This is a genomic window from Fictibacillus arsenicus, from assembly GCF_001999465.1.
Lineage (GTDB): Bacteria > Bacillota > Bacilli > Bacillales > Fictibacillaceae > Fictibacillus > Fictibacillus arsenicus.
This window is the reverse complement of the sequence record NZ_MQMF01000002.1, coordinates 868,964-881,740: the sequence shown is the minus strand read 5'-3', so window position 1 is coordinate 881,740 and position 12,777 is coordinate 868,964. Positions and strand designations below refer to the sequence as shown.

General features: G+C 39.9%; 13 protein-coding genes. 5 read left to right on the top strand and 8 right to left on the bottom strand.

The genetic code is table 11. The features are described from left to right. Nucleotides 1-4 precede the first annotated feature (4 nt). Together UN64_RS11710 and UN64_RS11705 are read left to right on the top strand one after the other, a co-directional pair. Nucleotides 5-3,343: a GH36-type glycosyl hydrolase domain-containing protein gene (locus UN64_RS11710; protein ID WP_077362866.1), complete on the top strand. Its 3,339-nt coding sequence runs from the start codon at nucleotides 5-7 to the stop codon at nucleotides 3,341-3,343. Nucleotides 3,344-3,397: 54 nt separating this feature from the next. Next, nucleotides 3,398-4,363: a LacI family DNA-binding transcriptional regulator gene (locus UN64_RS11705; RefSeq protein ID WP_077362864.1), complete on the top strand. Its 966-nt coding sequence runs from the start codon at nucleotides 3,398-3,400 to the stop codon at nucleotides 4,361-4,363. Nucleotides 4,364-4,750: 387 nt separating this feature from the next. Here UN64_RS11705 and UN64_RS11695 read toward each other — a convergent pair whose 3' ends face one another. The 4 genes from UN64_RS11695 to UN64_RS11680 all read right to left on the bottom strand — a co-directional run bounded on the left by UN64_RS11695 (nucleotide 4,751) and on the right by UN64_RS11680 (nucleotide 7,786). Continuing rightward, nucleotides 4,751-5,203, bottom strand: a complete 453-nt coding sequence (locus tag UN64_RS11695) for a hypothetical protein (RefSeq protein ID WP_077362860.1) — start codon at nucleotides 5,201-5,203, stop codon at nucleotides 4,751-4,753. Nucleotides 5,204-5,205: 2 nt separating this feature from the next. Continuing rightward, a complete protein-coding gene (locus tag UN64_RS11690) occupies nucleotides 5,206-5,595 on the bottom strand; it encodes a VOC family protein (RefSeq protein ID WP_077362858.1) in 390 nt (129 codons plus the stop codon). A gap of 13 nt (nucleotides 5,596-5,608) precedes the next feature. Continuing rightward, nucleotides 5,609-6,424, bottom strand: coding sequence for an aminoglycoside phosphotransferase family protein (locus UN64_RS11685; protein WP_077362856.1), 816 nt, complete (start codon nucleotides 6,422-6,424; stop codon nucleotides 5,609-5,611). 69 nt (nucleotides 6,425-6,493) lie between these two features. Beyond that, complete coding sequence (locus tag UN64_RS11680) at nucleotides 6,494-7,786, bottom strand: L-cysteine desulfidase family protein (protein ID WP_077362854.1); 1,293 nt, start codon at nucleotides 7,784-7,786, stop codon at nucleotides 6,494-6,496. A 292-nt stretch (nucleotides 7,787-8,078) separates the two neighbouring features. On the opposite strand from UN64_RS11680, the gene UN64_RS11675 reads away from it, so the two are divergent. Together UN64_RS11675 and UN64_RS11670 are read left to right on the top strand one after the other, a co-directional pair. Beyond that, nucleotides 8,079-8,297 carry a hypothetical protein gene (locus UN64_RS11675; RefSeq protein ID WP_077362852.1) on the top strand — a complete coding sequence of 73 codons (219 nt, stop codon included), beginning with the start codon at nucleotides 8,079-8,081 and terminating at the stop codon, nucleotides 8,295-8,297. Between the two features lie 24 nt (nucleotides 8,298-8,321). Further along, entirely contained in the window at nucleotides 8,322-8,558 is a 237-nt protein-coding gene (locus tag UN64_RS11670; RefSeq protein WP_077362849.1) for a DUF3977 family protein, read from the top strand. Here UN64_RS11670 and UN64_RS11665 read toward each other — a convergent pair whose 3' ends face one another. Further along, nucleotides 8,559-9,017: a hypothetical protein gene (locus UN64_RS11665; protein ID WP_077362847.1), complete on the bottom strand. Its 459-nt coding sequence runs from the start codon at nucleotides 9,015-9,017 to the stop codon at nucleotides 8,559-8,561. Nucleotides 9,018-9,116: 99 nt separating this feature from the next. Here UN64_RS11665 and UN64_RS11660 point away from each other — a divergent pair, with 99 nt between their 5' ends. Next, nucleotides 9,117-9,596, top strand: coding sequence for a GNAT family N-acetyltransferase (locus tag UN64_RS11660; RefSeq protein ID WP_077362845.1), 480 nt, complete (start codon nucleotides 9,117-9,119; stop codon nucleotides 9,594-9,596). Nucleotides 9,597-9,635: 39 nt separating this feature from the next. On the opposite strand, the gene UN64_RS11655 is transcribed toward UN64_RS11660, so the two are convergent. Genes UN64_RS11655 through UN64_RS11645 form a run of 3 tightly spaced genes read right to left on the bottom strand, consistent with a single transcriptional unit; the run spans nucleotide 9,636 to nucleotide 12,775 of the window. After that, complete coding sequence (locus UN64_RS11655; RefSeq protein WP_077362843.1) at nucleotides 9,636-10,310, bottom strand: YdeI/OmpD-associated family protein; 675 nt, start codon at nucleotides 10,308-10,310, stop codon at nucleotides 9,636-9,638. Nucleotides 10,311-10,343: 33 nt separating this feature from the next. Next, nucleotides 10,344-11,048, bottom strand: a complete 705-nt coding sequence (locus UN64_RS11650) for an HAD family hydrolase (RefSeq protein ID WP_077362841.1) — start codon at nucleotides 11,046-11,048, stop codon at nucleotides 10,344-10,346. After that, nucleotides 11,048-12,775, bottom strand: coding sequence for an ABC transporter ATP-binding protein (locus UN64_RS11645; protein WP_077362839.1), 1,728 nt, complete (start codon nucleotides 12,773-12,775; stop codon nucleotides 11,048-11,050). The genes UN64_RS11650 and UN64_RS11645 overlap by 1 nt, the downstream gene beginning before the upstream one ends. Nucleotides 12,776-12,777: the final 2 nt, after the last annotated feature.

The following is a 12,777-nucleotide window of genomic DNA, read 5'->3' as shown; positions in this document are numbered from 1 at the left end:
ACTTATGACAACTATGACGAAAGGAAACTTTGAAATCAAAGCCGGTGACTTTCGATTTTTATTTCTGAACTCTGGTGATATTTTTGAAGTTTCTCATAATGATACGATGATCAATCAATGGATGAGCAACCCGGTCGACGGCGCTTTAAATAATTTATATCTGCGTCTTTTTCAAAAAGATGATATCAAAGTAACTCCGCTATTAGGTGTTCATTCAAATAGCTCGGTTTCTCATACAGACAGCCAGGTGTTCTGGAAAGGATCCTTTGAAGGTGTTTCTTACACAGTATCTTTCACTTTAACAGAAAAAGGCATTTGGTTTTGGGATGTAGAGTTAGATGGTTCGGACGTAAAAGCTGATATCATCTTCGGACAGGATGTTGGTCTTGCTCACAGAGGAGCAGTTCGTACAAATGAAGCATTCATCGCTCAATATGTTGACCATCGCGTTTTTGAAAAAGAAACATTAGGGTATGTCGTCTGTTCTCGCCAAAACCAGCCGAATGGTACTGCATTTCCTTACCTGCAGCAAGGTTCACTGACAAAAGCTGTTGGATATGCGACTGATGGTTTTCAATTCTTCGGACGTTCTTTCAAAGAAACGGATCTTCCTGAAGCACTGTATGAGGAGAATCTTCCAAACGAAGTCTATCAATATGAGTTTGCTTATATCGCTCTTCAATCAGAAATGGTTGATCTGCAGGGGAAAGAGCAGTTTGTCTTTTATGGCTGCTTTAAAGAGGATCATCCAGAAACGATTACTTCCGTTGAATATACTTCAGAAGTGCTAGATGCGTGGAAAGACGCGCAATCTCAAAGCGTAAAAGAAGCGATTTCTCTTCCAAAAGTAAGCAAGAATGAACAGTTTGCTGGTACATTAAAAACAGCAGATCTAACGATTGAAGAAATAAATCAGCTATTCCCGGAAAGAATTTTAGAAGAGTATGAAGGGAACACCATGCTGTCTTTCTTTACACCAACGTATGAACATATCGTTTTAAAAGAGAAAGAGAGAATCGTAGAGCGTCCGCATGGTCACATTCTAGTAACAGGCAACAACGTTCATTTAAAAGAAGATACGATCTCTACAACTTCATATATGTACGGAATCTTCAACTCTCAGCTCGTTGTAGGGAATACTTCGTTTCATAAGATGATGACGAATGCGCGGAATGCACTGAATGTGATGAAGACATCCGGTCAGCGTATTTATGTTGAAGTCAGGGGCAAACTTCAGCTGTTGACTATGCCCTCACTATTTGAAATGGGCTTTAACTACACACGCTGGTTCTACAAAACAGATGAAGAAATGTTTATCATCACAAACTTCACAACGGTTGATTCACCTGAAGTGGAGCTGCAAGTGAAGTCAGAGAGCGGAAAGAAATACCGCTTCGTCGTTACGAATCAAATATCCATGAACAATCAGGAATACGAAGTGCCGTTTAATTTGGAAAAAGAAGAGAATGTACTTACGTTCACTGCAGATTCTTCATCAGACAGCGCAAAAACGTATGAAAACTTGAGCTATCGAATGAAAGTTACTGGAGCAGAAATGCAAGTGACCGATGAGATGATCTTTGGAAAGAACATCGAGCCACTGTCTGCATCGATCGTAGTTTGTGACTTAGCTCCATCAAGTGAATGGACGGTTACAGTTCAGGGTCTTATCGACGGGAAAGACATTCCTTTTAATGAAAAAGAAGCGGATGTAGAAATCGAGCGTTACCGTGAATTTATCCAAAACACGAATCGCGGCTTCCGTTTATCAAAAGGCGGGGAAGAGACATCTGAGCTTCAGAAAATGAACGCACTGGCACACTGGTATACGCATAACATGCTTATTCATTATTCAGTCCCGCACGGTTTGGAGCAGTACGGCGGTGCAGCATGGGGGACACGTGATGTATGTCAGGGGCCGACTGAATATTTCTTGGCGACACAGCATTATGACGCTGTAAAAGAAATCTTGCTTACTGTCTACTCGCATCAGTACGAAGAAACCGGCAATTGGCCGCAATGGTTCATGTTCGATCAGTATTTCAAAATTCAGCAGGAAGAATCGCATGGCGACATCATCGTTTGGCCGTTAAAAGCTGTGACTGATTATCTTGCTGCAACGAACGATTTTTCAATTTTAAATGAAGTGATTCCTTATACAGACAGTTCGTTTGGCTTCACAGAAGAAAAAACAACTTTGATGGCTCATATTCAAAAACAGATCGACTATATGAAAGCGAACTTCTTGCATGATACGCACCTTTCTTCTTATGGTGACGGGGACTGGGATGATACGCTTCAGCCAGCAAATCCGCAGCTGAAAAAGTTCATGGTGAGCTCATGGACAGTCGCTTTAACGTATCAAGTGATGACACAGTTCTCACAATTAGTTAACAATGTGGATGAAGAGAAGTCTCTCGAATTAGGAAAGCTTGCAGAAAACATTAAGTCAGATTATCAAAAATATATGCTGAGCCATGATGTGATTCCAGGGTTTGTCTATATGGAGAATGCAGAAGAGCCAAAGCTTATGCTACACCCAAGTGATAACACGACGGGAATCAACTACCGATTGCTGCCGATGACCCGCAGCATGATCGCAGAGTTGTTAACTCCAGAACAAGCGGAACAGCACCTAGCCGTGATCATGGATAAGTTTTATTGTCCAGATGGTGTGAGGCTGATGGATAAGCCAGCACATTACAAAGGCGGTGTCAGCACACACTTTAAGCGCGCTGAACAGGCTTCAAACTTTGGACGCGAGATCGGACTTCAATATGTTCACGCACACATTCGTTTTGTAGAAGCGATGGCGAAACTAGGGAAAACTGGCGAAGTATGGAGCGGTCTAGAAAAGATTAACCCAGTCATGATCCAAGAAGCGGTTCCAAACGCAGAGAGACGTCAAAGCAATGCCTACTTCAGCAGTTCAGACGGTGATTTCAAAACGCGTTACGAAGCGCAGGAACGTTTCGGTGAGTTGAAAGAAGGCAAGGAGAAAGTAAAAGGCGGATGGCGCATCTATTCATCAGGTCCTGGAATCTATATGAACCAGCTGATCTCTAACTGTTTAGGAATTCGTCCGTATGGTGAAGATCTCATTATTGATCCTGTACTTCCAGAAGACATGGATGGATTAGAATTTGAATATATGATTGATGAAAAACCTGTAACTTTTATTTATCGTAATCGTATAAAAGGAAGTCGTCTTGTAGTCAACGGTAAAGATGTGAAAGCAGAAACGTATCAAAACCTTTATCGTGATGGCGGATTAGTCGTTAATCGTTCCGAACTTGCCAGAGAATTGACAGAAGACAAGAATACGGTGGAGATTTATTCATAATCATTCGGTATAATAAAGGAAAACGTTTACAGAAAGAGATAGGAGAGAATTTCGTTGGTAAGTATTAAAGACATTGCGAAAAAAGCAGGTGTTTCCATATCCACGGTCTCCTATGCCTTAAACGGAAGTCCGAAAGTAACGAAGGAAACATCTGAACGAATACAAGCAATCGCGAAAGAATTAAATTATATTCCAAGTGCCGCAGCACGTTCTTTAAAAAAGAGAGAAACAAAGATTATCGGAATCTATCTGACGAATTACAGCGGTGCTTTTTACGGCGAGCTTCTTCAAGGGATGATGGAAACGCTCAGCAAAAACGGCTATGAGCTGATTGTCTGCAGCGGTAAAGAATCACACCGATTCTTACCGGAGCGTATGATCGACGGCGCGATTATTTTAGATGCAACGTATGAGACGGAGGAATTGCTAAGCCATGCAGAGCGCGGCCACAAGCTTGTAGTGATGGACCGAAGAATGGACCATATCAACATCTCTCAAGTACTGCTCGACAACAAAGCGGGTGCAACGCTTGCCATTGATCATCTAGCTGAAAAAGGTCATCGTAAGATTTATGTTTTAAAGGGGCCAGAGATTTCCTTCGATGCCCGTCAAAGACTTGAAGCGGTGCAAAAAGCCGTACAGCGTTATTCTCAAGTTGAGTATGTTGAACTTGACGGAGATTTTAACAAGCCATCAGGTGAGGCGGCCGCAAAGAAGATTCATCAGGAATTTTCGGAACCAGTCGGAGTATTTTGTCTGAACGATGAGATGGCGATCGGCATGTACAACTATTTTAGCCGGACGAACCTGCGTGTCGGAGAGGACGTTCATATTATCGGATTCGATAATATTGAAGTGTCTCAATATATTCACCCTAGACTCGCAACGATCAACTATTCTAAGCATAAATGGGGATCGCTGGCGTCAGAACTGCTGATAAACCTGATAAAGAAGAAAAAGCCCGAACACGAACGAATTAATGTAAGTTTGATAGAGGGAGATTCGGTGAGAAACCGATAATTGTTATTAAAAAGCTGCCTTAACGTACATTTTATGTGCTTATGAGGCAGTTTTTTTTCTATTTTAATGGATCGTGGCCGAGCTTTTCACTCCTAAACGTCTCCAAAGTTTCCCTGTTCACTCACTGATCGCGGGTATGTCTGTTAATTCTTTGCGAAAAGAACAAAAAATGCCGAACCGTACAAAAAAACGTACGAACCGAACTAAAATCAGTCCTGACCGAACAAAAAAGTGGCGCAACCGTACACTTTTTCTACTTAACCGTACAAAAATTGCGGTTCTTATAAAAAGTGTCCGCCTCAAAAAAACACCGCACTTTAAAGTGAAAAAGAGTTACATTAAAAGATTTCTCCTTTCATGTACCTAACAAAGTTTAACCATATTAAATTAATGAGAACCACGATACCTCTTAGCACTTCTTGGCTCACTTTCCGGTTCTGGCTCTATTTTTCTTCTTCTTTTCAGAATGGTATAACTATAGCAAAAAGCTACTGAACAAGCGATGCTGTAGCCGAATACGGCAAAAAGGTTGGATTCTGCGAAATCCATCCAATAAAAGAGTGTGAAACGATAAATAATGATGAATAATGCCGTTAATAGAATATATAAAATTAAGCGGATTCTAAGTCTAATCCAGAACTTCGTTGCAAGTCCTTCCACGATAAATGCAGTCGGCAATGTGCAAAACAGGAAGAATGGAAGTGTTGTAATCACGCCGAAAAACAGACTGAACAACACACCTTGCCACTCTACTTCTAACAAGTTCCCGCCGCCTGGGAGGGCGAAAAACACGAGCGCTCCTAAAAGAACGGATATAACGGATGCAATGATAAATCTCATGACTATCTCCTTACTATAAGTTCAAGTTTCTCTTTCTTATTGTTTTCATCTTTGTATTCAAACAAACCTAGCTGATTACCCCAAGGATCCGAAAATGTAGCCCATTTCACTGGAACCTCTTCACGTTCATGAATTTCAAATTCCTCAACTTTTAAAATATCTATCAAACGTCTTCTCTCAGCAGCAAGATCAACAACACCCAATCGAATCGGACCGCTGCCTTCTGTTGGAATACCCTCAGCGACTTGCAGCCAGCAGTTCGGGATCAGTTCCCATTCAGCAAACCCTTCATGCGGAGTGAAATCAGGTCTTCGATTAAGCAGCGTCTCATAAAATCGCTGGCCTTCTATTATATCAGAAACACGAACTTGAACCGTCATTTCGTAGATCATTAAAATTCCCCCTTTATTTGAGTCCATCATTTTCAATGTATTGTTTAACAAGCATGGCAAGTCTTTCTTTTTCCGCTACAGGAAGGTTTTCACTTAATCTAGCTGCTGCTACTGGGAGTATCCATTCTTTCAGAGAATCAAGCGAGAAATGAAAAGACCTTCTATAGCTTTTTAAGTATTTTCCAGCTAATAGATTTCTTATATACAATACCGTTTTACGTTTAAAAGGTTTCATTCCTGAAGGCAATCCGCCGTATTGCAAAATAACAAGAGTGCGGGCTAAATCCGCCAATCTGTTTCCTTGGCTTGCATCAGCCCAATCAATAATGACGGGACCACGTTCATCTAGAAGTATATTATCCGGATGGAAATCTCCGTGACACAAAGAATTGCCAGTTGGAAGTTTCGAGAGCCGTTCAGCTATAAAACTTTTTTCAGATTCAGAAAGTTCTTTTGCTAGAGTGATTTTGTGCTGTAATATGTCTTTTTGCTGAGGAAAGCTAGAAATTTCCTTATCATGCATCAACTCTTGTAAGGTTGCCATCTGATTTATTAGATTTAGTGCAGTCCAAGGCTGATTTAATAATTTCTTTGTTAGAGGAGATCCGTTTATTCTTTCGTATAAAAGAGCGGTTTGCCCATTGTGGATTACTTTTTTAAGAATGACCGGTACTGGGAGCCCGGTATGCATCACTGCTTTGCTTTTTAAATATTCATTTTCGATAGAAGAGCGCGAAACCCGGTCAAAGAACTGTTTGGCAACTGTTCTTTCATCCAGAACAATCACTTTTGCGGTACTTCCTACACCAATTGTTTGTTCAAGTGCCATCAAGAACACATCCCTATTCAACAATCACTATGTGGATAATATTAACACAAATAGAAAAGCTAACCCATTTTAGGAGTTAGCTTTTTGCAGAGATTTTTTATTTACCATCATATCCAAAAGAACTTTGTCTGTTGTGCCTGATGTTTCATTCCCAAGGCGGCAAAAGTTTTCGATTGTTTGTTCAACGTCTTCTTCAATAAAACCATTTGTAGAAGGAATACATAGACCTTGTGAGGCGAGAATAGCTGATTGAACAGCAGCGTTCGAACAGGTTGCGACCTTCATCGCGCATCCAGCTTTTGCACCGTCACACACCATTCCGCTGACATTACCTAAAGTGTTCTGAATGGCAGCTTTGATTTTATTCAGTTCGTCACTTAAGAGGTAAGTGATTGCAGCAGATGCGCTGGCACCTGCAACGGTTACGCCGCATAATGCCGATAGACGGCCGAACTTCGACTTCATATAGATGGAGAGCAGATGGCTTAAGGTTACAGCTCTCAGCATTTTTTCTTCGGTTGCCCCGATTTTTTCGGCAGCAGCTACAACAGGCATCGTGACGGCGATTCCTTGATTTCCGCTTCCAGAGTTCGCCATGACAGGCATGGTTGAACCAGCCATCCGGGCATCTGAACCAGCTGCCGAAAGAGCCATGCTGTAAGTCGCAAGATCATCAGAAAGAATACCAGATTTGGTTTGATCGTAAAGAGTCTTACCAACTTTCAAACCATAATCATTTGAAAGACCTTCTTCACAAATCGCCCGGTTCAACTGAACGCTTCTTTTAACGAGTTCCAGTTTATTTAATGGTACTTCAGTTACAAAAGTATAAAGGTCATCAACTGAAAGCTCAGGGAACTTTTCTTGTTTTTGTGGTGTGGATTTCGTCGTATCAGACTGATCCAGCAGGATATCATCATTAACTGAGATGTAACTCACATTCGTATGGTCTCCAGAAATAACTACCTTAATCTTTTTCGAAAGGGACTCTATATGAACCTCAATATACAATTTTTCAGGTGTATCTGCTGTCTCAACTGTTACCTTACCTTCGCGAACGAGTTGGATTGCAGCCTCTTCATCTGCTTTTGTAACGCCCTCTAAAACTCTAAGCTGTTTAGAAGCATCTCCAGCGATGACACCAAGGGCGGCTGTGAAATCGATGCCGGTAAAGCCCATTCCAGGAATCCCTACAGACAATGCATTTTTAATAACATTGCCGCTCGCTGAAACTGAGATCGAAGTAACCTTCTCATTCGTATATTTTTTTGCCGTAGCAGCAGCCAATGCAATGGCAACAGGTTCGGTACATCCTAAAGCTATCACCAGCTCTTTTTCAAGCAAGTTATAAATCCGCTCCATATTTCATTCAGCTCCATCCAGATGTTTTCTCTACCTCTAACAATAATGGTTATAGATAGGAAAAGGGAAGAGGTAATTATGACCTAATTTAAGGGAATTCGAGTGGATATTTATGTTAAAATCAAGTTAGACAGGAGTGTGGTTATGGATTTCTTTATCTTTATAATTTTACTAATATTTATGTTTGATATGGTGAAATTCAGGAAACAAAATCAAACCTTAATAGAACAAAATGAAAAAGTGATTTCTCTCTTGGAAGAAATTAAAAACAAGTGAGTTTTGGAGGATTCCTATGGATAATCAGGTAGTCATCTTCATAGTAACGATGATTGGCAGCATTCTTGTATTTTTAACTTTTGGTGCCCTTGTTGGCGGTGAAAATATAGAATTTACATATGTCACTTTGTTTATCGTTCAATTTTCTTTCACCACAGCCATGCTTTTTAAAATCTACGATAAAGTAAAAAAGTTAGAAGAGAAGCAGGTTGAAAAGAAAAGAAAAACGATCTAAGTCCTGATAAAAGGAGATACAGGCTTGAAATTTATAGAATTCGGATTTGGAAACAGATGGTTTGTAAGGACAGAAACAGAATTAAACAATGGTACGGAATTCGAAGAAAAAGGAATAGTAAGACCAATCAGGCTGCAATCGCTTTATTTGAGGATATGGATTGGGAAAACAGTTGTGATCTTAGACTCCAAAGAAGGATATAAAGGAGCAAATAAGAACTGCAGCGATTTCAAACTATTATTTGGAATTAGAAGTCTCTGATTAATCTACAGCATACATATTAAAAAACTGATAATGCCCATCTCCATTGATCTTTAGGACCAGATTTTTCCCTAGAGGTTTTAAGAGCTTGTTTTCTTTAAAAAGAAGTGATAACTCACTTGGGAATTCCTCAAACGATAAGGTAAATGCACCTATTTGATGTTGTTTTTTATCTTGGTTAAAAGCCGTACTTAATGTGAAAGAAAGCAGTTCTGGAAGTTCATTTTTTGTGGACTTATGTTTGAGTTTAAGCTGGTTCACCATATTTTTGGTAATGGAAAACTCTGCTTCCCAATAGTCATTTTCACCTTTAAATAAAACAGTGCCGTTACTTATTGAGCGTTGTGTCTTTATTGTAGTTTCTTCTTTCTTTATCTGTGAGTCTTGTCCTTTTAAAAACGTTGATGCGAGAGCGAATCCAAATAATAAAACAGCTGCTATAAGGAGTTTCTTCTTCAAATTAGACGCCTCCTGTATTCGGATTGAATATTAAAAGGTATTCTTCACAGCAGATAAAATTCCTTGAGTTTATGATTTAGAATGGGAGTAGTGTTCACAATGCCAACAAGTATTACAGTGAGGCGGTTTGACGATGATGATTTACAGACCATAAACCAGTACACACTACCTGACGAGCAAGCGATCTATACATCCGTTCCTTCTCTTATTGTAGAGACTTTTCAAAGTGATAAATGTAATCAGCCGTTTGTGATTTGTTCTGAAGGTCAAGTAGTGGGGTGGTTTGCTCTGTACACAGACCGGGCAGGAAATATCTACACGGATAATGAAAAAGCCATCCTTTTAAAATCTTTATCGATTGATGTTCGTCATCAAAAAAAAGGCTACGCACTTGAAGCTTTGCGTATACTGCCAGCTCTCGTGAAAGAACATTACAAAGACAAAGACGAAATCATCTTAACGGTTCATAATACAAATATGGCTGCGATCCACTTATACAAAAAAGCAGGTTTTACTTACGAAAATGAGGATTACAATGGAGAGTATGGAATTGAAATGATTTTTCATCATAGGTTATGAAAAAAAGTGACGGGATCCATTCTCGTCACTTTTCGCGTTCTATTTCATACTCCTTCTATATAAATCCATAGATTTGTAGCCTTCCCCTAAGATGTCTTCCATCTCAAGCAAACGTTTTTCTTGTGTTTCTTTCCGTTTAGCAGAATACACGTAACGAGCCCAGTCCTTTTGATAGCCAAACGTTAAAGCATTATAGGTACTTAATAATTCTGCGTTCTTCTCTAAATATCTTTTAATATCATCTACATGAACGATATAGTCATCTACACATTGACTCTTCTTAGAACTGCTGGAGGCAGACTTCTTTTTCTCAGATCTCAAACCGACAACTGTAAACACGTCATTTAAACTGACCATCCTCGAAAACTTCAGATTGCTTCCCGCTACATAACCGTCCTCACCAACCTTTATGTAGGGGAAGATCTGATCACGTTCGATGTACTCTTTATATTGAGGATTGTTCTTTTTAGGATAAGCAAAAAAGAGGTATCCTTTGTCGCTGAGCAGCTGGTTCTCGATTACGTTGTTAAGCTCATTTGAAAACTCTTCTAGATTAAATACAAAGGCAAAGATGAGGTCATATTTTTCTTTCGTAATTGAACCATCAAATTTTATTTCATTAAAATCATTTATATCTTCAGGCAGGTTAAGAATGAGCTTGCTCTCATATTTTCTTAGATTCAATTTATCAACGATTGTTTTTGTAGAGTTCATGGATCGGCCTCCAAAATAGTATTGTTATAGCAATTAATTCAGCAGCAAATCTCTTATATCCTTCACATCTGAAACAATGGCATAAGGAGAATGACTCGTTGTTGGAACAGCACCTCGTGAATTGATCCAGATCGCATCCATTCCTGCATCCACTGCTCCTGCTACATCATGTATCCAAGAGTCACCGATAAAAATTGTATCCTCTGGGTGTACTTCAAAATAGGTAAGGGGTGCATGATAGAATTCACGGTCTGGTTTCCTTAATCCTAATTCTTCTGCACTAAAAATAGTTTTGTCAGGAAACACGTTCGACAATCCCATTTTATAAACTTTTTGGCGAGGATCATAAAGCGCATTTGTTACAATACCCAGTTTATAATGATTCCTCAATTCCTTTAGAAGCAGAATAAGTGATGGATCTTGGGTGATACATGCTAAGCCTTTTTGTAAAAACTGTTTTTCTATTTCAGTGAGGGCGTCATCGTCTGGTGTCATATTAAATTGAGAAAATGCATATATCCACCGTGCTCTTCGAAATTCCTCGGGCGTGAATTCACGATTCTTAAGCTTTTCGATCAAGTGGGAAGGAACCCGCAGCTTTTTCTCAAGGAATAGAGCTGCGTCTAGGCTTTTAGTTAAAGGGTGTTCTCTGAGTGTCTGAATCAAGCCTTCTTTAAACCAGTCCGAATATAAAAGGGTATCATCTAAATCAAACAAAAGCAGTTTATACTTCTTCATTATGCACCAACTTCTAACGTTTTTTCCGCATAAACCAAACTTTTATAAACGGTATTTCCTTGCATCAACTCATCGTGAGTTCCTTGCTCAACGATTGAGCCGTTATCCATTACATAGATGATATCTGCGTTCTGAACGGTAGAAAGTCTATGGGCGATCACGATCGTGGTTTTTCCTTCTCTAACAAGGTCGAAATTGCATTGAACCTGTCGTTCTGTTTCAAGGTCTAGCGCTGACGTTGCTTCATCTAAAATTAAGACTTCGGGATTCGTGATGATTGCACGTGCAAGAGCCAAACGTTGCCGCTGACCGCCTGAGAGGGTGATGCCTCTTTCTCCTATCTCCGTATCAGAGCCTTCAGACAGGCACTCAATGTATTCGTGGATTTGAGCGATTTCACACGCTTCAATCATTTTCTCATGAGAAATATATCTCCCTAATAACAGGTTATTTCTTACGGTGTCAGGAAACAAATACGGTTCTTGTGTAACAAAGCCGGTTCGCTTCGTCCAGTCAGCGTATATCAAGTCATGAAGTAAATGGTCGTTCACTAAAATTTTTCCTTTTGTTGGTTTGAAAAAGCGCATAAGGAGCTGAGCAATTGTTGATTTTCCGCCGCCGCTTGTACCGACAAAAGCAACTTTCTTTCCGGCAGGTATCGTAAACGTAAGATCATGAAGCACGTTGTTGTCAGACTCCTCGCTGTAAGAAAACGAAACGCCATTAAACTGAATAGATTCGATTCTCTCGTTAAACAGTATAAAGCCATCTTTTTCGGTCGGCGACTCAATCACGGAACGAAGTCTATCAACGTTCGCATAAATGTTAGACAGGTCCATCGAAAAGGCAAACAAACGATGCAGGGCATCCATCAGCTGGCCGGTAAATTGATAGACGATGATGAACATACCGATTGTAAGATTCCCTTGGATAACGCTATATCCGCCGTACCCTATCACGATCAGTGAGGCTCCCCATTTTAAAGGTTCACTCGCGAGAATCTGTTTGTTGTTGATCTTAGCTTGTTTCATAACCGCATCGAAATACCGTTTGAAATGGCGGTTATAGATCAAAGTTTCCCAATCAGTCCGGTTATACGCCATGACCTCACGCGTAGAAGAGATACCTTCTTCGATATGGATAAGCAGATCCGTTTTCCGGTCTTGAGCTTCTTTTCCAGCTTTACGGATCAAAGGTGAGAAATGTCTTCCCATCACGATATATAGAGCACTAAATACCAAAATAGATGCTAAAAGAACAGGGGAAGAAATGAAGATAATGACCGAAAGTACAGCGATTGTGACAAAGAGCTGTATAAGTCTTGGGATATAACCTCCAATCATGCCCGCAACTTGTGACACATCATTTGATAAATAATGAACATACTTCGTCACACGTTCATTATGAAAAGTCTTAACCGGAATACGCTGCATATAGTTCATAAAGTCTTGAGTCAACACAGCAATAATTCTTGCCTGAATGCGGTGAAACGTGTGAGGTGCGAGCGTAAAAAGAAGAGCATACGCTATGAAAGCACCAGCAAACATTAGTAAGATCGGAACGAGTCTATCGTATTGTCCGTTTATAAAAACATCATCGATGATGTACTTTTGCAAGCCAAAGGTCGCGATAATTGACATCGATTCTAAACATAATAAAAGTACTGAAAACAGAAAGAACCACTTAATCTTTCTAATATAATGAAGAAGCCATTTTATATTATCCATCT